The following is a 23,863-nucleotide window of genomic DNA, read 5'->3' on the forward strand; positions in this document are numbered from 1 at the left end:
CAGCGCCCGTTGCAGGATATGCTGATGAATGAGGCCCTGTTACTGGTGCCTGCCCCCACCTCCCGTTAAGACGAGTGCGGAAAAGCTTTCGTTGCCGCGTCTCGGGAGGCATTTGTACATGCGTATTGTATTTGTCCTTGCGGCTGTTTTGCTCGCCGCAATGTCGGTATCGGTGTCCGCCGGTTATAATCGCGACATGATCTGTTGGACGTTGACATCGGGCAAGAGCGCCTGCGCTTTCATGCCGAAGCACTACCGTCTCTCATTTGTTCCGAAGCCAAATTGCGCGGGCGTTTTCCAATGCCAGCGCAGCCAGGTTCATTTCGCTCTCACGCGTCGGCGCTTGCGTGAGCTTTCACGCTACGTCGATACATCGCGGATGCGCCCAACGCACACGGCGACGCTCTACGCCCGCCTGTATTGAACAAAGTACGAGCGATGGTTGCCGCCGCGACTGTCGTCCCGCGCTTAAGGCGGATTACAGTCTACAGACCGAACATGAGCTTCAGGTTTTGAACGGCAGCACCCGCCGCACCTTTGCCGAGGTTGTCTAAACGCGCCAGAAGAACGGCCTGCTTCTGCGTCTCACTGCCGAACACGAACAACTCAATCTTGTCTGTTCCATTGAGTGCAACCGCACCAATGCGCTGGCCAACCGTTTCAAGCGGCTCATGCACCACGGAAACGATCGTGCTGCCGTCATAATGCTTGGTGAGAGCGAGTTCGAGATCGCGCAGGCTCGGTTTGCCCGGAAGCAGATCGAGATGGAGAGGGATGCTTACGAGCATGCCCTGCCGGAAATTTCCAACCGACGGTACAAAGATCGGCCGGCGCGTCAGGCCGGAATACCGCATCAATTCAGGGACGTGTTTGTGCGATAGGCCAAGGCCATAAAGCTCGAACGGCTCGGCCGTGCCTGCTTCATAGGCTTCGATCATAGACCGCCCGCCGCCGGAATACCCCGAGACAGCGTTGACGCTAATGCCAAAGTCGGAAGGGATAAGCCCGGCGTCGACCAGGGGGCGGATCAGCGCGATACCGCCTGTCGGATAGCAGCCGGGGTTCGTCACCCGTCGAGCATTCTGAATTTGATCAGCGTGCCCGCCGACAAGTTCCGCGAAACCGTAGGTCCAATCGTCAGCCGTCCGGTGTGCGCTGGAGGCGTCGATAATGCGGGGCGCATTGTCTCCAAGATTATCTGCCAGCGACACGGCTTCACGCGCAGCATCGTCTGGCAGGCATAGGATAATGACATCGGCAGCGCGCATCATGTCGAGACGTGCTTCAGCGTCTTTGCGCTTCTCTGGCGCAATGCTGATGACTTCGACATCGATACCGTCGCTGAGCCGCTCGCGGATCTGGAGACCCGTGGTGCCAGCTTCACCGTCTATGAAGACTTTCGGCTGCTTGGCCATATCCTGCAAAAAGATCCCGAGAAATAGGTGGTGTGGAAATGGCGTATCCAGCTTGCACTGGATACGCCACGGATGACTTCTAAACGTAACCGATCAATCAGTTTGCCTATGGTGTTCCGCTAACGCCTGGCCCAAGGCCCAATCGGTGCAGAATTGCACTGAACAGATCTAAGCTGCAGCCGAAATTGAACACCTCACAGGTAATCTCGTGCGAGCCCCTATAGATCATGTCCAACGAAACATAAACGATGATCAGCAGACCAATCCAGGTAATCCAGGGGTAGCGGACCAGAAGTCTGGCGATGAAATGAGCAGCAAGCGCCATCAAGACGATCGCGACCGCAAGACCAACAACAAGAACCAGCGGCTCGCCCTTCGCAGCACCTGCAACCGCGAGAACGTTGTCGAGCGACATGGAAATGTCAGCGACAATGATCTGCGAAACAGCAGCCCAGAAGCTGACGGGCGGACCAGTGGTGCTCTTCGCATCGAGATTTTTCTCGATCTCGTCGATGTTGTGCTCTTCTCCGCCGGTAATCTGCCGGTACATCTTCCAGCAGACCCAAAGGAGAAGAATGCCACCCGCCAGCGTCAGGCCGACGATCGCGAGAATCTGGGTCGTGACGGATGCAAACAGAATTCGGAGAACAACGGCGCCCGCGATGCCCCAGAAGATCACCCGTCCTCGGATGTCCGGCGCGACACGTGAGGCGGCCAAGCCGACGATGATGGCGTTATCTCCCGCCAGCACGACGTCGATCATAATGATCTGCAACAGGGCCGCGTAGTTCTCCCGGTACCACTGAGGTGACACCAGATGCGAGAACTCAACGCCGATAAACTGCGCAATTGCGATTGGATCTACGTTAAGTAGAAAGTCCATCTTTTAAAGCACCTCGATTGCATCATTGGGCCCTCCGTTACCGGTACCGCGCCAATACAAGGTGCTGGCAACCCACCGGCCGTTCCAGCGCAGCTCTGCTATGCGGAGCCGCGCTGGGGCACATTTGTGAGTTCATTTACCTCAGTGTAAGAGCGTGTGGCAAAAATGCTCCACGCATACAAAACTGTGACCTTCGTATGCCAGTCTGAGAACCCCTCTTTGGAGGGGCTCGCTAGCGCTTCGAGAACTGGAAGCTACGGCGAGCTTTCGCACGACCATACTTCTTACGTTCAACGGTACGGCTATCACGCGTCAGGAATCCGCCGCGCTTAAGCACGGTGCGCAGTTCCGGCTCGTAGTAGGTCAGCGCCTTGGCAATGCCGTGCCGAACAGCACCAGCCTGACCGGAAAGCCCGCCGCCCATCACTGTAACCATGATGTCGTACTGATCAGCCCGCTCGGCGGCATTGATAGGCTGCTGAAGCAGCATCTGCAGCACCGGCCGTGCGAAATAGGCCTTGAAGTCTTTGTCGTTGACGGTGATCAGCCCGCGACCCGGCTTCAACCAGACGCGCGCGACGGCGTCCTTGCGCTTGCCGGTCGCATAAGCGCGGCCATACTGGTCGAGCTTCTGCACGTGAACGGGTGTCTCGCTCGCGCCAGCCGTCGCTAGAGCGCCGAGATCTTCGAGGGTTTTTGTTTCTTCAGCCATTGTGCGTCAAAGCCCTCGCGTTCTTGCGGCTAAGTTTTGCAACATCCAGAATTTCCGGGTTCTGCGCCTCATGTGGATGGGTCGCACCCTTGTAGACTTTGAGGTTACGCATGAGCTTGCGCTGAAGCGGACCGCGCGCCAGCATGCGCTCGACCGCCTTCTCAATAACGCGCTCCGGGAAGCGGCCTTCAAGGATCTGGCGAGGGCTGCGCTGCTTGATGCCACCGGGATAGCCGGTGTGCCAGTAGTAGCGCTTGTCTTCGAACTTGCGTCCCGTGAACACAACCTTATCGGCATTGACGACGATAACGTTATCGCCGCAATCGATGTGCGGTGTGTAGAGCGCTTTGTGCTTGCCTTTGAGACGGGTGGCGATGAGGACCGCGAGACGGCCGACGACGAGGCCTTCCGCATCAATCACGATCCATTTTTTGTCCACCTCGCCGGGTTTGGCGACGAAGGTTTTCATGGGGCAGAACTCCTGCCTGTCGGAATGTTGAAAAACAAAGCGCATGGCCCAAGGACCATGCGCATCGGGCGCACGAAACGCCTGTATGATGCGCGTTTACTACGTGAATCATAGCTTCATGTCAATCTAAAATGGTATGTGAACCAAGAGAAATGACGAAAATACAATGCCTTGGGTTTGAGGTATCATGATACCGTCATGCTGTGGTATAAAGATACCTTATACATTTGAGCTGCGAACAATTTCAATCGTGTCCCGCGGCCACTAACCCCGCAGACAGAGAGACTAAAGTAAGCCAGCGAGGATGACGGGATTGCACGTAAGCTGACTTGCGGCTGCCGCAAACATGTTCCAAACAAAAAAAGCGACGGGTCCGAACCCGGAGCCGCGTTCAGCGGTTGCAGGACTCGGGACATCACCCCGTCTCCTGCCGACGTCGATGAGTGATGTAGGCAGACCTTGGCTTACGGCCGAGGTGATCATGGGAAAAAATGCCGCCGGACGGTGCGGCAGAACTTTTTGGAGGAAGGCGTATGCCGCAAGTCAATTCGATCATTCGAACGATGGCAATGTCGGTATTTGTGGCCTGCGCAACCCTTGCCACGGCGGCAACGGCGCAGGAATTCCAGCAGATTGAGCTGACGGAAGAACAAATCTCGAAATTCATCGCGGCACAAGGAGACTTGGCGAAGGTCGACACAAACACGGAAGCGCCTGCAGAAGATGCCAAGGGCGATAACGCAGCCGTTGATGAAAAGCTTGAGAAAGAGCTGGATGCTATCGCGGCCAAGCACGGCTTCAAGGACTACGAGGAACTTGATGACGTTGCTGCGAACATTGCCCTCGTTTTAGCCGGTATTGACGACGAGACTGGCGAGTATTCCGATCCTCGCAAGCAGCTCGACGCTGAGCTTGCTGAGGTGAAAGCGGACAAGAAGCTGGTTGAGGAAGAAAAGAAAGATATGATCAAGGAAATCGAGGACGCGATCGCGGCGACGCCTGAGCTGAAATATCCCGGTAACGTTGATCTGGTGAAAAAGCACCGCAAGGAAATCGAGAAGTCGCTCGAATAGCCTCAAGATCCGCGCGGACACTTAGATCCGCGCAAGGATCGGGATTTCGGAAACGCCGGTTCTCGCAGGACCGGCGCTTTTCGTTGGAATTTAAATGCTGAAACGCTGTACTAAAATGCGTGAAGGAGGCCAGCATGCAAAACACCGCTTCGACCAGCGTTACTGACGCAGCAACTGGCGAGACGTCATCTCTTCTCGTTGTCGAGAAGCCCGAAACAGGAATTGCGATATTGCGGATGAACCGCCCGAAGGCGCGCAATTCCTTATCCTTGGAGATGCTCGCCGAGTTGACGACAGCATTTAAGACGCTCGGTACCGATGCCGATGTCCGTGCGATCGTTCTGACGGCGGAAGGACCAGCCTTTTGTGCCGGACACGATCTCAAAGAATTAACAAGCCACCGCAACGATCCCGACGGCGGCCGCGCCTTCTATGAAAAGACGATGCGAGCCTGCGCCGACATGATGCTCACAATTGTTGCTTGCCCCAAGCCGGTGATCGCCGCCGTGCACGCGACAGCGACCGCAGCGGGATGCCAACTCGTGGCTACTTGTGATTTGGCGGTCGCCGCGCGCGAAGCGCAGTTCTGCACGCCCGGCGTCAACATCGGTTTGTTCTGCTCGACACCCATGGTCGCTCTATCTCGCAACGTGCCGCGCAAGCGCGCCATGGAAATGCTGCTACTGGGCGAGATGTTGCCGGCCACCGAGGCTGCTGACTATGGCCTAGTCAACCAAGCCGTTCCCATCGAGCATGTCATGACGACAGCCCTCGATATGGCGCGGCGCATCGCGGCCAAGTCTTCGGCCACCGTTGCGATCGGCAAGGAGGCTTTCTATCGCCAGATCGAAATGTCCTTACCGGAAGCCTACGACTACGCAGCCGACGTCATGGTCCGCAACATGATGACCGCCGACGCGAAAGAAGGAATCGGTGCATTCCTCGAGAAGCGCCCGCCAACCTGGCAGGGATGCTAAGCGGCATGCTGCCGAAGCGACTGACGCTGGTGACGCTGGGCGTCGCCGATGTCGCCCAAGCGCGGGCCTTCTACGAACGGCTGGGTTTCGAGGCGGCGGGGATCGAGGAGGAGTCGGTTGCTTTCTTCCAACTCGAGGGCTCCGTGTTGGCCGTCTTCGGCCGGGAGGATCTGGCCGAGGATGCCGGTGTGCCGCATGACGGTGCAGGCTTCCGCGGTGTAAGTCTTGCGATAAATCTCTCCAGCGAAGGCGAGGTCGACGAAGCTCTCCGGCACGCCGAAAGCTGCGGGGCAACGATCATCAAGCCCGCGCGCAAAGTGTTCTGGGGCGGCTATTCCGGTTATTTCGCTGATCCCGATGGGCATCTTTGGGAAGTCGCCTACAATCCATTGTGTCCCCTGGATGAAAACGGCCGCATGCAGCTACCGAAACCGAAGAAAGCGCCATGAATCACGACGAACACTATTCGGATGACTACATCGAGGGCATTCTTGCCGCGGCTCGGGTCTTTGCCTTCGTCGGCGCGAGCGCCAATAAAAGCCGGCCTAGCTACTTCGCAATGAAGTATCTGCTGGGCAAGGGGTACATTGTTCACCCGGTCAATCCGGGCCAAGCCGGCAAAGAGATCCTGGGCCGCCTCGCCTACACGACGATCGCGGATCTGCCCGCGCCGGTGGATGTCATCGATATCTTCCGCAATTCTGACGATGCGCTAGACGTCACGCGGCAGGCCATCGCGGAGAAAGACAGGCTCGGCATCAAAGTGATTTGGATGCAGCTGGGTGTACGCAACGACACCGCCGCTGCGGAAGCAGAGGCAGCAGGCTTGCAGGTCGTGATGAACCGTTGCCCCAAGATCGAATACGGCCGCCTGTCAGGCGAGATTGCCTGGGCTGGCGTCAATTCCCGCACCATCTCCAGCCGCCGGCCGAAGCTGTCGAAATTCGGCGTCCAGAGCCATGTGTTGAGGGAGGGGGATTAGGAACGCTACAAAGGCACCAGCGGCATCGGTTCGTGGGGCAAAGGCAAAGAAGGTGCAAGGCTATTCTGTAGTTCCTTACTGTTGGAAGTCATCTTCTCTGTGCCAATAGCGCACGCAGTCCTTCACAAATTGAAGAGGCCTGTCGTCAATTTCGCGCGATATACCCGAAGATATGTATTTCTGCATTGGCGCCACGGCGGAAATAATTTCCTTTTCGCTCAAACCAAGTCGACACCCAAGGGCGGCAACTTGAGCGGCTCGTAAGCCACCATGAACTCTGGCCCAGCTAAAGGGTTCAACGTCGGCCACGAGTGCCAGATATAAATTTTGTATGTTCGTGATCGCCCTCGCCTCAATTGACAGTTCTGTCTTGATTTTTCGTTCTAAAGTGGCGGCGAGGGTATCTACGGTTGCGTCAGCGAGATATATGGAAAGAGGCCATTTTCCATGATCTTCCAGTAAGGAAAATTGCATGTATCCTTTTTCTAGAGAGTATTTTTGCGGGCGACTATTCTTATATATGTTTCCACCGAATTTATGCAGCGCTCGGGCTGAAAAATCGAAAACTTCTTTATTGGAAATACTGTGGCCAAGCGTTAGTACGGGAACACGACCCACGTTCAAGAGTAATTTCTGCTTGACTAATTTTGTGCTCCAATTTGCAAGGAAACGTCTGCGCCCAGTCCTGCGGTAGCCACAGCATTCGATTGCATCGATAATTTGGGGCGAGTCAATTTCGTCGCGTTGCATTGTTCGAGTAACCGGAACATTAAATGAGGTGGATCGTCTGCCTGCGGGGGATTCTACCCTCAACACCTTCTCTTAATCTCGCGGCCCAGTTCCCGCGAGACTTCATGCGCCAGCATCTTGCCGCGCGAGATCTGATTGAGCGAGAGCTTGTCGCTGGCACCTTGCAAGATCCGTGGCGCCGCATCGGCCTCTATCTTGCCCCGCTTGAGCTCATCGCACGACAGTTGCTTTTTCTTTTGGCTGTAGGCGAACAATCTCACGCCTGACGCATAGGCTTCCGGCGTCGCCGACTGCCCAATCCAGGCCCGCTGATCGTCCTTCTTGAAATGTTCCAGAGTTGCTTGCCGCTTGGCGACGCAATCAGGCGAGTCATCGACGCAGGATAAGCCTGCCGTCGGAGAGCTCACGCCCGGCCCTTGCCCCGCGCAGCCAGCCATCGCCAGCAGTACGATGCCAGCCAATAGAAATCTCGCCGAGCCCATGGTCGAACACAATGCTGCCATCATCGCCCCTTGTGAAGCTGAGCACGAGCCCATAGAAGGCGGGAATGGCGCGGTCAAGGCATGTGCGTGGCGGGAGTGTAACTCAAAAGCGTCGATCCGTCCGGCCAGCCAATTTTGGCGGAGCCGTTTCTCAGCACTTGTTCACACCCTAGCGGAGTTGAGCGATGGTCCATGCAATCCGAATTCACGCCTACGGCGGCCCGGAAGAATTGAAGTGGGAAGCCGTCGACGTTGGTGAGCCCGGTGACGGACAGGTCCGCATCCGCCATACCGCCGTCGGTCTCAACTACATCGATACCTACCATCGCACCGGGTTGTACCCCGTGGGCGACCTGCCTGCCGTTATTGGCATGGAAGGAGCAGGTGAAGTGACTGCGATCGGTCCCAATGTCGCGGGACTGAAGGTCGGAGATCGGGTGGCCTACGCCAATCCTATGGGCTCTTATGCGGAGGAGCGCGTGATCCCGGCGAACCGCGTTGTGAAGGTGCCTGATACCATCGACGACCAGACGGCCGCCGCCATGATGCTGCAGGGGATGACTGCGCGCTATCTGCTGCGGATGACGTTCCCGGTCGACGCCGATACCACCCTTTTGTTCCATGCCGCGGCGGGTGGTGTTGGGCTTATTGCATGTCAGTGGGCAAAGTATCTCGGTGCCACCATAATAGGAACGGTCGGGTCGCACGAGAAGGCCGAACTGGCCAAAGCGCACGGCTGCACGCACGTCATCAACTACCGCACCGAGAATTTTGTGGATCGCGTGAAGGAAATCACGGATGGGCGCGGCTGCGATGTCGTCTATGACGGAGTCGGCAAGGATACCTTCCCTGCATCGCTCGACTGCCTTCGCCCGCGCGGCATGTGGGTGAGCTTCGGCAACGCCTCCGGTCCTGTGACCGGCTTTGACATCGGCTTGCTCGGTCAAAAGGGTTCTCTCTTTGCCACGCGCCCATCATTGTTCGCCTACACTTCGACGCGCGAAGATCTTGAAGCCTGTGCGAACGACCTGTTCGACGTCGTGACGGCGGGGCACGTCAAGATCAACGTCAATCAAACCTACCCGCTGAGCGCAGCGGCCGACGCGCATCGTGATCTCGAAGCGCGAAAAACGACCGGCTCTACAGTTCTGGTACCTTAAATTCGTTCGGGGAGACCTCGTTGGCACAATCGCAAGAAGCTCAGGCCAACGCGGCAAACGTTGGCGTGCAACAGGACCGGCGGGCGCTTCAAGGATTGGCGCTGGTTTTATTCGCTGTCCTCACCTACTCGTTCCTGCATGTCGGCTTCCGGCTTCTGGCGTCCAACGTGCTCGGCGAAGATGACGTAGTCGACAACATCCTCGTCCAAAATCTCCAGGCTGGGTACGACGCCTTCCCGCGCCAGCCACCGCTATACGACTGGGTGCTCTGGGGTGTGCAGCAGGTCATGGGCCCGCACATCGAGAGCTTCCTGCTTATCAAGTACACCGCACTCATAGCGACGGCAGGCTTTCTGTATCTATCCGCGCTGCGTGTATTTAAAGACCGTCTCTTTGCGATCCTGACTGTCGAGTCGCTGGCGTTGATCTATCAGATCAGCTGGCGGTTCCACGAAGGCTTCACCCACGAAGTCGGCGCTATGGTCGCGGTCACTGCGACGCTGTGGGTGTTTCTGCGCATCGCTGAGGACGGCGGGATCGGTAACTTCATCCTGCTGGGCGTGATCGCAGGCTTGGGCTTTCTCACCGAGCCTGCCTACACGGTGTTTTTGGCGAGCCTCTGCCTCGCCGCTTCGCTGCAGCCGGGACTGCGCCGACGACTATTCCGCGCGCCCCTTTTGCTTTCGCTGGTCATCGCGGTGGCAATTGCATCACCCTATCTTTGGTGGCTGCTTTCAGATCCGCGGCGCTTGCGCTGGCTGACGAACGCAGATCCATACAACTGGAAGTATGCGCTTGATGGCTTCGTAGATGCACTGCGAGGCCCGCTCGCCTACCTCTCGCCATTGATAATTATTCTGCCGCTGATTTTTCCGCGGTACTTGCCGACCGCGTGGGTGGACTTAGGCCGTGCGCCGACCAAGTCAGATCCCCCCGATCTCGAACAGTGGATATTGCATACGGCACTGGTCGCTTACGCGCTTTCGATTGTGGGAGCGCTCGCGTTCGCAATCCATGGGCTGGCGGTCCACGTTCTGATGCCGCTTTATATAACGAGCACGATTTGGCTCTTTGGCGTCGCGCGGCGAGCCTCAGGCACGCCGTTGCACGTGAAGCGCTTCACGCGCTTGGCGATCCTGATCGCCGTGATCGCCTTTGTCGCGCGTATGGCCAACATGTTCATCCTCGATCCGGTGTGTAAAACCTGCCGCTGGGGTATCCCGTATTCAACTCTTGCTCAAAGCATGCAGGACCGTGGCTTCGATCCCAAGGGAACGATCATCAGCATAGATGACGAACTGGCGGGCAACCTGCGTTCGCAATTCCCCGAAGCGATGATTGTAACGCGCCGCTACCCCACGTTTACGCCGGAAGGCGCCGACTGGTCGCGCGGCTCCCGAGCCTACGTGTGGGGCGCCAACATTCCACAAAAGCAGGCTCACACGTTCATGGGACGGATGCTGCCGGAGGGACGATCAGTCGATGAAGCGGACACCCTGACGGTGCCGTGGCACCATCTGTGGCGGGAGGACGGCTACCGAACCACCGAATGGAAGCTTTTGATAATTAACGATGTACCATAAGGAAGCTGCGACAGATAGCGGGAACGAAGGAACTGACCGTGAGAGGAGCGCGCTGTACGGTCAGCGCGCAGGCAAGGAAACGGTTCAGTTGAGTTCTGAAAAACGGCTCGGATCAGGCTTCCGGCCGGTAACCCGTTCCAGAGCGATCGCAGCGAGAATCTTGCCGGCGAGCGTTTTCCGCGGGACAAGATCTGCGACATCGTAGTCTTTGGACGGCGAAGCATCAGTGCCGTCGAGGATGTCGACAGACACGGCTTGACGAATGCTGCCCGTCTCGAGAGGTGTCGCCAATGCGGTTTGCCCCAACAGGCAGTAGAAAACGGCGGCAGTCGTCGTCGAAAACGCACGCAAAATCACGAGATTGCCCCCCTCTAGCTGACGCCAATTCGCTGGCAGTTGTCCCATGCGGCCCGCATTCCCCACCGACCGTTTCGCCAAGGTAAAGCGTTCCAGAGCTGACGCAAGTAGTAAACAATCTCGTATGAATTGGCGCTGAACGGATCATTTGACACAACAGGTCGCTGAGCGCCGCGCCCACTCTGACTTTGTGGCGAATAGATGGCGCGAATTGCCGCACCCCAGGTTCCGGGTTTGAACCGTTGCCAATTGGCATGGGCTGTCTGTGAAGAAAATCTTATCTTGCGGAACGCTCTGAAACATTCGTCCCAAGGCGGAACAACAAGGACTCGTTGATCAACAATTTTCCTGCGCATTCAAATGGATAAAGCTGCTTGGCGTTTACCAGTTATCATTTCTTCGGCGACATCATCAGTACCGGGAGGGGCGGTCCTTCAAGGAGGATCTCCCGGCATTACTGACAACGGCTCCTGCAAGCGTTTTTCGAGGGGCACTAGAGCAGATAGCGAGAGCACAAATGCTTAGGGAAGAAATCTATTTCGAGGACATCTCAACGGACGCCATTGCGTTGGTCTCGATCGGTTGGGAAGCTGAGACGCCGGATTATTTTGCGCGTGGCTTGAGGTACAGCAGCGGCCGGAACATCGATCTGATCCAGGCGCACAAGTGGTTCAATATTGCTGCGCTTCGCGGCAATCGCGAAGCACGCATCTATCGCAGCGAAGTCGCGATGGAGATGACGCGGAGCGAGATTGCCGAGGCACAGCGCCAAGCGCGCGCGTGGCTGGCGCGCCAGTAAGCGTCTGGCCGTCCTGGAGAGGCGCTGGCTAGCAGTCTGAAAAGAATGATGACAGGCAGCGCCATGTCGATTTGGCGGCGCCGCCAATGGCATCACCGGCTTCACCCAGTTTCTCGCCAGTTTTTTTTGCAACGCCAACGACCGCATCGCCTGCGTCCTCAAGGCCTTTCTTGGACGACTTGGCCGTGCGCTTCGCAAGCTCCTCCACCGTCTTTGGAGGCCCCTTTGGCTCTGCTTCGGCCTCTTCTTGCTTGGATGGAACGTCCTGAGACGCATCTTCCGGTGCCGCGGCCGGTTCGATTGGCTTTATGGGCGCAAGCTTGGGGTCCTTCTGGCCAGTGCCTATAGCGGGCGGCACAGTTCCGGGCACTACGACGTTCGCGGGCGGTGCAACCGGCATCTGAGTATCCGCAGAGGGGGCCACAACCACAAGTTCTCCCTCGCAGGGGCCAGACGCGTTGCGCCTGATGCTGCATCGCGCATGCCCGCCGCGTTGCGCCAACTCCTTGGCACAAACCAAGGGGGCCGCAGAAGCGGTCATCGAGAGGGAGCTTTGCGGATCGAACGCGCAGCGGTAGACCGCAAACGGCTCTTCGCAAGTAACACACTGCTCCTCTGCGGCCGCGGGGAGAGCAGCGCTCGATAAAATGGCAAGCACCATAATTGACCACGCCCACCGGCGGCACAGCCAAAAACGCAGAACTATAACGTGTGCTGATCCGTACATCGCATGTGCTTTATTGGGTTGAAACCTGCATTCAAAGTCCTGGTGCCCGGCCTCAGCCTAGCGCGAAAGAGCAGGTCCGGCGAGGCCTTCGAACAAGATATCTATCAGGCGGGTTGCAATCGCCGAGTCGCCCAACTATACGGATGCCTTCGACCTCCGGAGACGTGGCCGAGTGGCTGAAGGCGGCGGTTTGCTAAATCGTTATACGCTCAACGGCGTATCGAGGGTTCGAATCCCTCCGTCTCCGCCAGGAACCCTGACACCTAAGACATTGAGTGTGCAGGATAAAAATCCAAAAAATTGCCAACGGTTCGGCAGTGTAATACCGTAAACTGCATAACATCTTGCATAACATTTGCGGTACATCATGCGACCCCCGAAGCCGTTCAACCGTGGCGGGATCTGGTATCTGATCCGCAGAGTTCCAAAGAAATATCGCCACCTAGACACCAGAAGTTTCGTCTATCTCACGACGCGCATTCCAGTTGTGGATGATCCACGCGGCATCCGTGCCGCGCAGGTGGTCGCGCACCTCAACGAGGTGCTTGAACAAGGCTGGAGGGAATTAGAGCAAGGGCGCGAGCCGAACCATGAAGAGCGGTACGAACGCGCACGTCGCACCGCTCATCAACTCGGCATTCGCTACATTGAAAAGTCGGAACTCGCGCAAGCCGGTCCCATCGAAATTAAAAAGCGTGTGGCCCTCATCAAGAGGTTCAAGCCGAAGCCCAGCTCAGCGGTTTACGACGCCGTCGTTGGCGTTGTCTCACCGCCTCCGTTGACACTGAGCAGGCTAGTCGCGGCATTTGAAAAAGAGCGAGCGGCGAGCCTGAAAGCCCTCTCACCGGATCAGCTCAAACGCTGGCGGAACCCCAAGAACCGCGCCGTCAACGACCTCATTAAGATCGTCGGAGACAAGAACGTCACAGCGCTTACTCGCGCCGATGCGCTCGCTTTTCGTGACCATTGGCGCGAGCGCGTCATCAACGGTAAGGCCGAGATCGGCACCGCAAACAAACAATTCGGCCACATCGGAAAGATGCTGCGCACGTTAGAGAACGCGCAGCAGATCGGCATTCCGCTGGATGTATTCGCCAAGCTACGCCTGGAAGGCGAGAAGACGGTGCCGCGTGCTCCCTTTGATCCGGAGTTTATTCAGGAGGTGATCTTGGCTGACGGGGCGCTCGACGCGCTTCACCCCGAAGCCCGGCGCGTGGTTTTTGTTATGGCGAATACCGGCTTGCGCCCAAGCGAGATCGTGAACCTCCGACCCAGCCACATCCACCTCGATGCAGACGTGCCGCATCTGGAGATCAAGCCGGAAGGCCGGAAGCTCAAGACGAACGACAGCGAACGAGTGATGCCTCTCATGGGCTGCGCCCTGGAGGCGATGAAGCTTCAACCGAAAGGATTTCCCCGCTACTTCGATAAGGGCGCGACGCTATCAGCGAACATCAACAAGTTCTTTAGAAACCACGGCATGCGGCCGACGCCAGCGCACTCGCTCTACTCATTGCGGCATAGTTTCGAGGATCGGCTAACGGCACTTGATCCGCCCGACAAGATTATTGCGACCTTAATGGGTCACAAGCACCAGCGCCCGAAGTATGGCAAGGGGCCGACGCTGGAGCACCTGCAAGGATGGCTTGATCGAATTGCATTCGCGCCGCCAACGAGCCTGTGATGAGCATCCGCTAGGTTGAACCGGCCAGGATCTTCGGCTAAGTGACGAGCACGGACGAAGGGCAGATACTATGGCACGTTCACGTTGGAAGACGCCTATGCGTGGCGTCACGACCGCAGAAAGCGACAAGCTCGGAGTATCGCCGCTCACGGCGATCTGCTCGCTTTGCAGTCCAGACAGGCGAAGAGGTGCCGCCGCTCAAGGCATTCAAAAGCCGTAGCTTATGCCGCCGCGCACTGACTGAATATTTATGTCATCTGCCCGATGATCGTAACCAAGGCTGGAAACGACACTGCCAAAGTCGACGTACTGATACTCAACGCGCACTCGCAATCTATCCCACAAGGCATACTCAAGACCGCCTCCCATTGCCCAACCAACAGCGTCATTTGAGTTGGATGAACCGAGGGTTAGGTCTTTCTTTTCGATCTCGCCTAACGCGACGCCGCCTGTCGCGTAAATCAGTGCGTTACTGTGGGAAAATCCGAGCCGGGCCCTGAAGGTGCCGACGTAGCCCATCTCCAGCGCGTTGACCAAACCTGCAAACTGGCTGTCGTCGCCGTTCAACGAGGACCAAGTAATGTCGCCTTCGATGCCATATACAAGTGAGCCGCGCTGCCACAGATAGCCCAGGTGCAAACCTGAGGCCGTACCGTCGTAGGAGATGTCTCCATCGGGCTGCCAGTCAGTAATGACCGTATTGCGCCACGAGTTGCCGGTCTCGCCCCAAGCCTTGCCGACATGCGCACCAATGTAAGGTCCGCTCCAATCGTAGTTCGGGGCCCTGAGCAGCTCGGCCGCACATACATTGCCCGCAGATGAAGCCAAGACAAAACCGATGGCGAGCGCTCTTAGCATGTTGGGCCCCTCAAGATGCTCAGAATGAACGAATGTGGACGCAAACACGTTCGGAGAACCATCCGTAAAGAGAGTTAAGAAACTCTAACGGTGAGGCCGCCGCGCCAGTAGGGATACCTTCGTCGATGCCCGCAGCTATATTCCGCCCACCCCGTGTGTTGTCACCGCTATTTTGGAGGGTTCTGGAGGGAAATAGCGTACACGTAGTTCTCCGTTTCATCGTTCTCGGCACGCCATCTATTTCTTGCAGAGCATTGATTTTGAACAAGTATTATGGTGGCGGATTTTGAGTGAGCCTATTTGTATCCCAACAGGATTGCGTCAATGTCGGTTCTGACAACCCAATGTCCGCATTGTCTCGCTGACCCCGTTCCGCTTCGGGCCAGAGCACTGTCTGAACGGCGTGGCACGAACCAGCGAGTGATCGTTTTCACGATCTGCCTCCCTGCAATGAGCCCACTTGCGTCATTCTGAACATGAACGGGGAAGCTCCGGTAACTCCAATTGGTTAAGGGGGGATGTGGACGTCGTCACGACGTCCGGTTGGTACATCTACGCCATCTATCCGGATCCGACAAAACGTGAGGCTCCTTCCCATCATTGCAACAGCGCATAGCGGCCTTGACGACGTCTAGCCATATCCCGGCCGATGTCGCGAAATGGGCGGACGAAATTAGAATAGTCGGTAACGACGCGGCGCATGACGCCGCGGAACTCGCAAAAGAAGACGTCGACGAAATTGCTGAGTTTGTCGACGCGTTTCTTCAGTACGTATTTACGATGCCTGCAAAGTTCGCGCGGCGGCAATCACGAAAGAACGCTGCCAACGTCGCCCCCTAGCCAAGGACTACGGGGCTCATATGCCGGGTTACATCAGTAGCGCTTGAGCAGAAGTCGTGCGAGCTAGGTCGTCTGGCGCGACTAAGATATTCGGCGGGAATGTTTCAAAAAGCCACCGAGAGCCCTGAGATAGGTCCATGCTGCAGGACGTCGTATTCGTATTTCGTGCGCCCTGACCCTTTCTCATAGTCGACGTCGAGCAATCGATAGCCGAGGACGCCGGAATAGGTGACGCCTCCTTCGGAGCAAATCTCGAAGCTGTAAGCGGCGAGCACATTCCACGAGAACTTGCTGCCTGCGCCAAAACCGCCGATATCCCCGCGCAAGACCAGATCCTGCCCTGGCCCCAAATTGTGCCGCATGACTGTGCCGACGACCGGATCGACCCAGTCGACGCCGCCGCTGCGTGCAAGGGCTGCACCTCGGACAAGGGAGAGGTCGGCAATATCCAAACTTCCGTTCAAAGACAGCCTGAGGTCGGCTTCCTGATGCCAGTAGCGGGCGCCGGCTAGGATATCGATTGCTGTGGTGCCGGCACTGGATTGCCATTTTGCCACTTCGTAAGTGCCACCGGCCTCGACAATGGTTTGATCGATGCTCAAGCCGACGGAAGCGCTGAGCGTGCCGCTGATGGCGGGGTTGATGCTGCGAGACCGCACGCCATCGGTGCCAAGGTTGAGGGGCGCGTAGACGATATCACCGTAAAAGGCGAGCCTACCCTTGCGCGCTTCCATGTAGCCCATGAAAGGTACCCCATCCAAGTGCTCCAGGAGTTCAATTGGATTGACGTCAACGTCGACCGTTCGACCCTTTACAGTTTGGTCGCCTTTCAACCAGGTGAACCATCCATAGGGCGTGGCGCTGAGTTGCCAGCGGCTGTTGGAGGCGGGCGGCTCTGTCACCGTCGCGAGATCGCCGGACCGCGCTACACAAGGAAGCGCAGTCGAGGCGAGCAGGAGAGCAATAGCGCCACCCGAGGCAGACAGACATTGACTCTTCATGATGCCCTCCTCGGGCCAGACCATCACAAATATCTCTAGCGTCATAACCTCAAACAGATAACAGATTCGATGGCGGAAATTGTTGTTTGGTCATTACTGTGCGCTCGAAACGATATTTTTCGCAAAAATTCCCCCATAAACTCTGGAGGAATTAAGTCTAATTCAAATGCGCTAATCCAATTCATTGGTGTAAAAAAATTGAGAATGGAATTTAATTGACAGCATATATGTTGAGGTGCAGCCTCATTATTCTAGGCGCGACGGGCAAGCACTGGCATTTCGTTGTGAGAATTGCATGTTCTATTGCTTCTGCGTCGGCGGCCGAAACAGGCGCCGGTTAGCCGCACGAGTCCGGACCTATTTCCGCAGGGTCAGATCAAAACTAAGAATTGCTTTGGCAGTTTGCGCAAACAAAGTGCGACGAGCTAGCGATGCCTATTTATGTGGCGCTTTCTTAGCGCTCGCCCAGAACGCCATGAGCGCGTCCTCTCCTGCATTTGAATTGAAAAACTCTAAGGCGTCTGAACGCACGGAGTTTGAAAAACACTGTGGCAACTTGAATGTTCGCTCGGAACAAAGGACGAGGTCATGACGACTAGAGAACTTTTGTTTGTCTCGCTTGCTTCTCTTCTTCTGGGAGGTGCCCCGGCAACAGCACAGGAAGTCACCGGCGCCCTTGGTTCTCCCAGTGCGACGACGAGCGTTCAGGGAGTACAGCTTCCACCGCCCGATCCAAAGTTCGGCGGAATCATCAAGCAGGATGCTCTGAAATCGAAGCCTTGGTGGCCACCGCGGATCGCGCCGCCGGAAGGCGCGCCCAACGTGCTGCTGATCATCACGGACGATGCGGGTTTCGGCGTTCCCAGTACCTTCGGAGGCGTCATCCCAACGCCGACGATGGACCGTGTCGCGAACGCGGGTCTCCGCTACAATCGCGTATTCTCCACCGCGCTTTGTTCACCGACGCGGGCCGCGCTAATTACTGGGCGCAACCATCACTCGGTCGGCTTTGGCGTGATCTCCGAGCAGTCCACCGGTTTCCCGGGCTACAACAGCATCATTCCAAGGGACAAAGCCACGATCGGTCGGATCCTTTTGGACAATGGCTACGCGACTTCATGGTTCGGCAAGGACCACAATACGCCCGCATTCGCTGCCAGCCAGGCTGGTCCATTCGACCAGTGGCCGACAGGAATGGGCTTTGAGTATTTCTACGGTTTCGTCGGAGGCGACGCTAATCAGTGGGAGCCCAACCTCTTTCGCAACACCACTCAGATTTATCCCTTCAAGGACAAACCGCCCGGTAGTTGGAACCTTGTGACCGCGATGGCTGATGACGCTATCGACTGGATGACACGGATGCACCAGACCGACCCATCTAAGCCGCTGTTCATCAAGTATGCGCCCGGCGCCACGCATGCCCCGCATCACCCCACCAAGGAATGGGTAGATAAGATCAGCGCGATGCATCTGTTCGACGACGGATACAACAAGGTGCGTGAGCGCATCTTCGAAAATCAGAAGAGGCTCGGCATTATTCCGGCGAATTCCGAATTGGCACCCTGGCCGAATGGGACACTGAAGCCGTGGGACCAACTCTCCGACGAGGAAAAGAAACTCTTCATCCGGCAAGTTGACGTCTTTGCCGCCTATGCGGCCTACAACGACCATGAAATCGGTCGCGTGATCCAGACCTTTGAGGACCTCGGCAAGCTCGACAACACGCTGATTATCTACATCAACGGCGACAACGGCACGAGCGCCGAAGGTGGACCTCTGGGCACACCGAATGAGGTTGCCTTCTTTAACGGCGTCACGGTCCCGGTCGACGAGCAGATGAAGTGGTATGATGTTTGGGGCACCGAACAGACATACAACCACATGTCGGCAGGCTGGTCGTGGGCCTTCGACACGCCGTTCGATTGGTTCAAGCAGAATGCGTCAAGGCTTGGCGGCACCAACCAGAACATGGTGGTGTCCTGGCCCAAACGCATCAAGGACAAGGGGGCCTTGCGCGAGCAGTTCGTCCATGTGATCGACGTCGTTCCGACCCTTCTCGAGGTTGCCGGCATCCATGCGCCCGAGATGGTTGATGGCATCAAGCAGATGCCCGTTGAAGGCACCAGCTTTGCCTACACTTTCGACGCTGAAAACGCCAAGACACCGACCCGGCACACAACTCAGTACTTCGAAATGATGGGACAGTGGGCACTCTATAAGGATGGCTGGTTCCTGAGCACCAAGGTCAATCGTGCGCCTTGGGAGGCCTTTGGTCCGGCCAATCCCGATCCGCTGAACAATCAGGTTTTGCAACTCTACAACTTGAACGAGGACTTCACCCAGACCAACGATATCGCCGCGAAGAACCCGGACAAAGTCGAGGAGATGAAGCAGGAGTTTATTGACGAGGCCCGCAAATATCAGATCTTTCCGATGGACGCATCCGTCGCGGCACGCATCGTTGCGCCAAGGCCCAATATTACGGCCGGTCGCACGGAGTTCGTCTATACCCGACCGATGGTCGGGCTCCCGCAGGGCGACTCTCCATTTTTGCTCAATACATCGTTTGTCGTCACGGCGGACATTGATATCCCCGACCAGGGTGCCGAGGGCATGATGTTGACGTCGGGCGGGCGGTTCGCCGGCTACGGCTTCTATCTGCTTAAAGGCAAACCCGTGTGGGTCTGGAACCTCCTCAATATGGAGCGTGTAAAGTGGGAGGGCGAAGACACGCTCACGCCGGGCGCGCACAAAGTCGAGTTTGAATTCACATATGACGGTTTGGGCCCTGGCACGCTCGCTTTCAATAACTTTAGCGGCGTCGGCCGGCCCGGTACCGGTGTGCTCAAGGTGGACGGCAAAGCCGTTGACACCAAACAGATGCAGAAGACGCTACCCATGATCCTGCAGTGGGATGAAAGCTTCGACGTTGGATCCGATACGCTGACCGGCGTCAACGACGCTGACTACAAGCCGCCGTTCCCGTTCACCGGCAAACTCAACAAACTCACCATCAAGATCGATCGGCCGCATTTGACCGCCGAAGACATAAAGAAGCTGCAAGGCGCGATGAAAGCTGCTGCAGACGGACCGGTCTCTCAAAATCTCACTATCGTCCAACGGTTGGAAGAACGGTTTGACAAAAGAGAGGACTGCCGCAAGCAGGCCGATGCGCAGAACCTCGGTCCAATTGAGCGGCTTCGATTTGTCCGGGATTGCTTACAGAAAGATTAGCTCGTCTATGGCGTATTCACCTCGCCAAGGCGAACAAAGCATCGACGTCTAGGTGTGTCTCCATGTGTTCCGCCAGAGCGTCGAGGGTAGCGTCAACGGAAGCACCGTAAGCAAACGAAGCGGTCCGTGCCCCGAGCGCTGACAAAAAGCTGCGGCGGAAGTCATCGTTAACGAACATGCCGTGCATATAGCTGCCCACAATGCGCCCGTCCGGGGAAGTGCCCCCTTCCGCCCGATCGTTCACAAAGGCGAAGGGGCGCTTGCGATCCGGTCCGTCCGTGCGACCCATGTGAATTTCGTAAGCGTCAATCACGGTGCCGGAGGCCGCATGCCGGGCCTGTGTCCGCGAAACTTCCTTGTCCGGGAACATCACGGTTTCTAGGTCGAGAAGACCCAAGCCCTCGACGCTGCCCGGCGTACCCTCGATACCGTCCGGGTCGTGGATTGCGCGGCCCAGCATCTGGTAACCGCCGCAAATCCCAAGGACAGCACCACCACGACGCACATGCGCCCGGAGATCGATATCCCAGCCTTGCGCGCGAAGATAAGCGAGATCGGTTGATGTGGATTTCGATCCGGGCAGGATGATCAGAGCGCAATCGCCCGGTAAAGGACGACCCGCAGGGATCATGCTGAGCCGAACTCCCGGCTCTTGAGCGAGCGGATCGAGGTCATCGAAATTCGCGATGCGGGAGAGAATAGGAACGGCGATATGCAGCCCCTCGCCCAGATTGCTCTCGCGCAAGTCGAGGACATCTTCAGCGGGCAGTTTCCTGGCATCCGGAAAATAGGGCAGGACCCCAAAGCCCCGCCATCCTGTGCGTTCCGAGATGAAGCGATATCCGTCATCGAAGAGGCGCGGATCGCCGCGAAACTTGTTGATCACAAATCCCGAGATCAACGCGGCGTCATCGGGATCGATGACGGCTTGTGTTCCAACGATCTGGGCAATGACGCCGCCACGCTCGATGTCTCCCGCCAGAACGACGGGAACGCTCGCCGCCTGCGCGAAACCCATGTTGGCGATGTCACCGCGTCGAAGATTTACTTCAGCGGGACTCCCGGCTCCCTCTACAATCACGAGGTCGGCATCGCCTTTCAACCGATTGAAGCTCGCGAGTACCGCGCTCAAAAGCTGTGGTTTCAGGCTTGAATAAGCGCGGGCCTTTACAGTGGTGAGCCGTTGGCCTTGGACGATGACCTGTGACCCCGTCTCCGATTCAGGTTTGAGCAAAATAGGATTCATGTCGGTAACGGCTTCGCGGCCCGAGGCAAGCGCCTGCAAGGCCTGCGCCCGACCGATTTCACCACCGTCCGCTGTGACGGCGGCGTTATTCGACATGTTTTGCGGCTTGAACGGCGCGACGCGAAGCCCGCGTCGGAGTGCGGCGCGGCAGAGGCCGGCAACAAGCAGTGACTTGCCGACGTTCGAACCCGCTCCCTGAATCATAAGGGATTTCACTTAAGGTTATCCTTGTAGGCTAGAGTTCCAAGGGTAAAACCCTCAAAACTCCACGCCCGGCTGGGCTTTGATGCCGGCGCGGAACGGATGTTTGATCAACGACATCTCCGTCACGAGATCGGCAATCTCGATCAATTCGTCCTTGGCGTTCCGGCCAGTCAGGACGACATGCGTGAGCGGCGGCTTTTCATCGCGAAGAAAGGCGACAACCTCAGCAATGTCCAAATAATCGTAGCGCAGCGCGATGTTGATCTCGTCGAGCAAGACCATCCGGAGTTCTGGATTGAGGATCATCGCCTTTGCTTTTTCCCAGCCGGCACGGGCTGCGGCGATGTCGCGTTCGCGGTCCTGTGTTTCCCAGGTAAAGCCCTCCCCCATCGCGTGAAATTGACAGAGGTGAGGAAAGTGGGTTTCGATCAACCGGCGTTCGCCGGTGTCCCAAGCGCCTTTGATGAACTGCACCACAGCAGAGGGAAAACCGTGCGCAATGCAGCGCATGATCATGCCGAAGCCGGAAGAGGATTTCCCTTTACCCGCACCGGTGTGAACAATAATCAGTCCCTTCTCGCCTTCCTTCGTTGCCATCATGCGATCGCGCGCAGCTTTGATCTTGGCCATTTTGGTTGCGTGACGCGCGGCTAAGTCTGTCTCATCCATCGCCATACTTTTCCTTCATCTTGACAACTGACGGCGTTCGGCTTCAGTTGAGGCATTGTTGGTCCTGTCTATGACAGGCGAAGAGGGAATGCGACAAGCACTTGAGCCGGAATTGCTCAAAAGCTTACAACGCAGCCGCCCCCGCGACCGTGACCGGAGAGGACGTTCAACGCCACTGGCAAAAGCTGGGAAGGCCGAACGTCCGCAGGATTAAAAACCCTACATCCGCAAGCCGGGAGACCTGCCAACAGCGTGACTGAAACGGGCGAACGGGGTGTTTCGCGACCGGCAGGTGAATCGCCTGATACCGGGCGTCTTCCCCTTCTGGCTTTAGCACCTCTCGTCCCTGCTGAAGGGGCCTGATGGCTACGATCCTTGTCTGCACGACCTGCCGTCGCGGCGCGACGATTGAACCCGACGACGCTTGTCCCGGGCAGTTGATGCTATCCGCGCTTGAAGCCGCAGGGATACCCAAAGGGATGCGTCTGCGTCCCGTGCAGTGCCTCTCCGCTTGTTCGCAAGGGTGCGCGGTTGCGCTCAGCGGCCCAGGTAAGTGGACTTACGTCTACGGCCGGCTCGATCCCGCCGAACACGTCCCGGACATTCTCGATGGCGCATCCAAATACGCGGCCAGCGAAGACGGCATCGTGCCGTGGCGCGAACGTCCGGAAATTTTCCGCAAAAACTCGCTCGCGCGCATTCCCCCGATGGAGGACTAATGACCGACCTGTCAAAAATTCCCGTCAGCGTTATTACCGGTTTTCTCGGCGCGGGCAAAACTACGTTGATCCGCCATTTGATGCGCAATCCGCAGGGCAAGCGTCTTGCGGTGCTCGTCAACGAATTCGGTACAGTCGGTGTGGATGGCGAGATCTTGCGATCTTGCGCGGACGAGAATTGCCCCGAGGAAAATATCGTCGAACTCGCGAACGGCTGCATTTGCTGCACGGTCGCGGACGATTTCATTCCGACGATCGAGGCTTTGATGGCGCTGCCGCAGCAGCCCGACCATATCCTCATCGAGACGTCCGGTCTGGCGCTGCCAAAGCCGCTGCTGAAGGCGTTCGACTGGCCTGCCATCCGTTCGCGCATCACTGTCGATGGCGTTATTGCTGTCGCGGATGCTGAGGCGGTTGCAGCCGGCAGGTTTGCACCGGACGAGGAAGCAATCGCCGCACAACGTGCTGGCGATGAGAGCATTGATCACGAAACCCCTCTGTCCGAGGTCTTCGAGGATCAGATTGCCTGCGCCGACATCGTGTTGTTGAGCAAGGCGGACCTTGCGGGAGACGAAGGGATTTCGGCGGCACGTGCTTTGATCGAAGCCGAAGCTCCGCGCAGGCTCCCGATCCTCTCGCTGACAGATGGTGTGATCGACCCGCGTGTCATTCTTGGGCTCAACGCCGCGGCCGAAGATAACCTCGACGTGCGGCCCTCTCACCATGACGGCGCCGACGATCACGAGCATGATGATTTCGACTCCGCGATTATCGATCTGCCCATCTTGGCCGATCCTGAGAGTGTCGCAGAGGCGATCCGCCGCCTTGCGCGAGAGCGCGACATTCTCCGCGTGAAAGGATATCTCGCGATCCGGGACAAGCCGATGCGCATGCTGGTGCAGGCCGTGGGTGAGCGCGTGCGCATGCAATACGATCGTCCATGGGGCGACCAGCCGCGCCGTTCCCAGCTCGTTGTGATCGCTGAGCATGATGCGATTGATCCGGCGGCAATCCAGGCAGTTTTCGAGGCCTGATCACC

General features: G+C 57.3%; 25 protein-coding genes, 1 tRNA gene and 1 riboswitch. Of the genes, 14 read left to right on the forward strand and 12 right to left on the reverse strand.

The features are described 5' to 3' along the window. Positions 1–118 precede the first annotated feature (118 nt). A complete protein-coding gene (locus tag YBN1229_RS12405; protein ID WP_046479047.1) occupies positions 119–424 on the forward strand; it encodes a hypothetical protein in 306 nt (101 codons plus the stop codon). Between the two features lie 61 nt (positions 425–485). Here YBN1229_RS12405 and argC read toward each other — a convergent pair whose 3' ends face one another. The 4 genes from argC to rplM all read right to left on the reverse strand — a co-directional run bounded on the left by argC (position 486) and on the right by rplM (position 3,479). Next, positions 486–1,415, reverse strand: coding sequence for an N-acetyl-gamma-glutamyl-phosphate reductase (gene argC, locus YBN1229_RS12410; RefSeq protein WP_046479046.1), 930 nt, complete (start codon positions 1,413–1,415; stop codon positions 486–488). Positions 1,416–1,521: 106 nt separating this feature from the next. Continuing rightward, positions 1,522–2,298 (reverse strand): TerC family protein, encoded by a 777-nt coding sequence (locus tag YBN1229_RS12415; RefSeq protein ID WP_046479045.1) that lies wholly within the window; start codon positions 2,296–2,298, stop codon positions 1,522–1,524. 232 nt (positions 2,299–2,530) lie between these two features. Then, entirely contained in the window at positions 2,531–3,010 is a 480-nt protein-coding gene (gene rpsI, locus YBN1229_RS12420; protein ID WP_046479044.1) for a 30S ribosomal protein S9, read from the reverse strand. After that, positions 3,003–3,479, reverse strand: a complete 477-nt coding sequence (gene rplM, locus YBN1229_RS12425) for a 50S ribosomal protein L13 (RefSeq protein WP_046479043.1) — start codon at positions 3,477–3,479, stop codon at positions 3,003–3,005. Before rplM ends, rpsI begins: the two co-directional genes overlap by 8 nt. A 533-nt stretch (positions 3,480–4,012) precedes the next feature. Here rplM and YBN1229_RS12430 point away from each other — a divergent pair. From YBN1229_RS12430 to YBN1229_RS12445, 4 genes are all read left to right on the forward strand, one after another. Continuing rightward, a complete protein-coding gene (locus YBN1229_RS12430; protein WP_052743915.1) occupies positions 4,013–4,552 on the forward strand; it encodes a hypothetical protein in 540 nt (179 codons plus the stop codon). 134 nt (positions 4,553–4,686) lie between these two features. Further along, positions 4,687–5,529 carry an enoyl-CoA hydratase gene (locus YBN1229_RS12435; RefSeq protein WP_046479042.1) on the forward strand — a complete coding sequence of 281 codons (843 nt, stop codon included), beginning with the start codon at positions 4,687–4,689 and terminating at the stop codon, positions 5,527–5,529. A gap of 5 nt (positions 5,530–5,534) precedes the next feature. Continuing rightward, positions 5,535–5,978 carry a VOC family protein gene (locus YBN1229_RS12440; RefSeq protein WP_046480617.1) on the forward strand — a complete coding sequence of 148 codons (444 nt, stop codon included), beginning with the start codon at positions 5,535–5,537 and terminating at the stop codon, positions 5,976–5,978. Next, the gene (locus tag YBN1229_RS12445; protein WP_046479041.1) at positions 5,975–6,511 is read left to right on the forward strand and encodes a CoA-binding protein; all 537 of its coding nucleotides are present in this window, start codon (positions 5,975–5,977) and stop codon (positions 6,509–6,511) included. The genes YBN1229_RS12440 and YBN1229_RS12445 overlap by 4 nt, the downstream gene beginning before the upstream one ends. A 75-nt stretch (positions 6,512–6,586) precedes the next feature. On the opposite strand, the gene YBN1229_RS12450 is transcribed toward YBN1229_RS12445, so the two are convergent. Continuing rightward, positions 6,587–7,261 (reverse strand): hypothetical protein, encoded by a 675-nt coding sequence (locus YBN1229_RS12450; protein ID WP_046479040.1) that lies wholly within the window; start codon positions 7,259–7,261, stop codon positions 6,587–6,589. Positions 7,262–7,320: 59 nt separating this feature from the next. Next, complete coding sequence (locus tag YBN1229_RS12455; RefSeq protein ID WP_244464935.1) at positions 7,321–7,767, reverse strand: hypothetical protein; 447 nt, start codon at positions 7,765–7,767, stop codon at positions 7,321–7,323. A gap of 161 nt (positions 7,768–7,928) precedes the next feature. Between YBN1229_RS12455 and YBN1229_RS12460 the strand changes: the two genes are divergently transcribed. Both YBN1229_RS12460 and YBN1229_RS12465 read left to right on the forward strand, forming a co-directional pair. Beyond that, a complete protein-coding gene (locus tag YBN1229_RS12460) occupies positions 7,929–8,903 on the forward strand; it encodes a quinone oxidoreductase family protein (protein WP_046479038.1) in 975 nt (324 codons plus the stop codon). A gap of 20 nt (positions 8,904–8,923) precedes the next feature. After that, positions 8,924–10,486: an ArnT family glycosyltransferase gene (locus YBN1229_RS12465; RefSeq protein ID WP_046479037.1), complete on the forward strand. Its 1,563-nt coding sequence runs from the start codon at positions 8,924–8,926 to the stop codon at positions 10,484–10,486. 84 nt (positions 10,487–10,570) lie between these two features. On the opposite strand, the gene YBN1229_RS12470 is transcribed toward YBN1229_RS12465, so the two are convergent. Continuing rightward, on the reverse strand, positions 10,571–10,891 hold the full coding sequence (locus tag YBN1229_RS12470) for a hypothetical protein (RefSeq protein WP_046479036.1): 321 nt from the start codon (positions 10,889–10,891) through the stop codon (positions 10,571–10,573). A 469-nt stretch (positions 10,892–11,360) separates the two neighbouring features. On the opposite strand from YBN1229_RS12470, the gene YBN1229_RS12475 reads away from it, so the two are divergent. After that, positions 11,361–11,642 carry a hypothetical protein gene (locus tag YBN1229_RS12475; RefSeq protein ID WP_052743916.1) on the forward strand — a complete coding sequence of 94 codons (282 nt, stop codon included), beginning with the start codon at positions 11,361–11,363 and terminating at the stop codon, positions 11,640–11,642. A 28-nt stretch (positions 11,643–11,670) separates the two neighbouring features. Here the strand turns inward: YBN1229_RS12475 and YBN1229_RS12480 are convergent, their stop codons facing one another. After that, complete coding sequence (locus tag YBN1229_RS12480; RefSeq protein ID WP_046500850.1) at positions 11,671–12,303, reverse strand: hypothetical protein; 633 nt, start codon at positions 12,301–12,303, stop codon at positions 11,671–11,673. 224 nt (positions 12,304–12,527) lie between these two features. Between YBN1229_RS12480 and YBN1229_RS12485 the strand changes: the two genes are divergently transcribed. Then, positions 12,528–12,619 (forward strand) — tRNA-Ser (locus YBN1229_RS12485). 117 nt (positions 12,620–12,736) lie between these two features. Further along, positions 12,737–14,053, forward strand: a complete 1,317-nt coding sequence (locus YBN1229_RS12490) for a tyrosine-type recombinase/integrase (protein ID WP_046479034.1) — start codon at positions 12,737–12,739, stop codon at positions 14,051–14,053. A 207-nt stretch (positions 14,054–14,260) separates the two neighbouring features. On the opposite strand, the gene YBN1229_RS12495 is transcribed toward YBN1229_RS12490, so the two are convergent. Beyond that, entirely contained in the window at positions 14,261–14,911 is a 651-nt protein-coding gene (locus tag YBN1229_RS12495; protein WP_052743917.1) for an outer membrane protein, read from the reverse strand. Positions 14,912–15,511: 600 nt separating this feature from the next. Between YBN1229_RS12495 and YBN1229_RS12500 the strand changes: the two genes are divergently transcribed. Then, the gene (locus YBN1229_RS12500; RefSeq protein ID WP_046479033.1) at positions 15,512–15,751 is read left to right on the forward strand and encodes a DUF4145 domain-containing protein; all 240 of its coding nucleotides are present in this window, start codon (positions 15,512–15,514) and stop codon (positions 15,749–15,751) included. 104 nt (positions 15,752–15,855) lie between these two features. On the opposite strand, the gene YBN1229_RS12505 is transcribed toward YBN1229_RS12500, so the two are convergent. After that, positions 15,856–16,752 carry a hypothetical protein gene (locus tag YBN1229_RS12505; RefSeq protein ID WP_076605414.1) on the reverse strand — a complete coding sequence of 299 codons (897 nt, stop codon included), beginning with the start codon at positions 16,750–16,752 and terminating at the stop codon, positions 15,856–15,858. A 588-nt stretch (positions 16,753–17,340) separates the two neighbouring features. On the opposite strand from YBN1229_RS12505, the gene YBN1229_RS12510 reads away from it, so the two are divergent. Continuing rightward, complete coding sequence (locus YBN1229_RS12510) at positions 17,341–19,986, forward strand: arylsulfatase (RefSeq protein WP_046479031.1); 2,646 nt, start codon at positions 17,341–17,343, stop codon at positions 19,984–19,986. Between the two features lie 16 nt (positions 19,987–20,002). On the opposite strand, the gene YBN1229_RS12515 is transcribed toward YBN1229_RS12510, so the two are convergent. Both YBN1229_RS12515 and cobO read right to left on the reverse strand, forming a co-directional pair. Next, positions 20,003–21,436: a cobyric acid synthase gene (locus YBN1229_RS12515; protein WP_197540920.1), complete on the reverse strand. Its 1,434-nt coding sequence runs from the start codon at positions 21,434–21,436 to the stop codon at positions 20,003–20,005. Positions 21,437–21,490: 54 nt separating this feature from the next. Further along, on the reverse strand, positions 21,491–22,105 hold the full coding sequence (cobO, locus tag YBN1229_RS12520; RefSeq protein ID WP_244464934.1) for a cob(I)yrinic acid a,c-diamide adenosyltransferase: 615 nt from the start codon (positions 22,103–22,105) through the stop codon (positions 21,491–21,493). A gap of 42 nt (positions 22,106–22,147) precedes the next feature. Beyond that, positions 22,148–22,368: riboswitch (cobalamin riboswitch) on the forward strand. A gap of 96 nt (positions 22,369–22,464) precedes the next feature. On the opposite strand from cobO, the gene YBN1229_RS12525 reads away from it, so the two are divergent. After that, positions 22,465–22,824, forward strand: a complete 360-nt coding sequence (locus tag YBN1229_RS12525) for a DUF1636 family protein (protein WP_170832473.1) — start codon at positions 22,465–22,467, stop codon at positions 22,822–22,824. Next, a complete protein-coding gene (cobW, locus tag YBN1229_RS12530; protein ID WP_046479027.1) occupies positions 22,824–23,858 on the forward strand; it encodes a cobalamin biosynthesis protein CobW in 1,035 nt (344 codons plus the stop codon). Before YBN1229_RS12525 ends, cobW begins: the two co-directional genes overlap by 1 nt. The last annotated feature ends 5 nt before the right edge of the window (positions 23,859–23,863 follow it).

This window comes from Candidatus Filomicrobium marinum, from assembly GCF_000981545.1.
Classification (GTDB): Bacteria; Pseudomonadota; Alphaproteobacteria; order Rhizobiales; family Hyphomicrobiaceae; genus Filomicrobium; species Filomicrobium insigne.